Origin of the sequence: Leptospira gomenensis (assembly GCF_004770155.1) — a bacterium.
GTDB lineage: Bacteria > Spirochaetota > Leptospiria > Leptospirales > Leptospiraceae > Leptospira > Leptospira gomenensis.
Genome location: NZ_RQFA01000087.1, coordinates 1 through 289, shown reverse-complemented (window position 1 = coordinate 289; position 289 = coordinate 1). Strand labels below are relative to the sequence as shown.

1 pseudogene is annotated in these 289 nt (G+C 58.5%); it reads right to left on the bottom strand.

The window, feature by feature from the left end:
• Positions 1-155 precede the first annotated feature (155 nt).
• Positions 156-289 (bottom strand): annotated as a pseudogene (locus tag EHQ17_RS20225) (DUF1564 family protein); the annotation flags it as partial.

Here is a 289-nt window from a genome sequence, read left to right as displayed (position 1 = left end):
AGTGCGCGAACCCCTGGACTTACCTCATCCGCAGAATCGATAGTCGCCTGGTCATTGTTAGGTGGCGCATCCTTCGCTCCCTCCTCCGGCGTCTCAGAACCAAACGAAGTTCGACGGGCCGCGGCCGCCGCCACAGCAGACGCTAAAGCAGAGGCAGAGGGCTGATACAACGTCGTTCCCGCTTTCTTACCCAAACGTTTGGTCGCGGTCAAAAACTTGGCGTAGGTTCGCAACAACTCGGGAATTTTCTTCGGAAGACGACGCGCGGCAGCCTCCCCATATCGCTCTC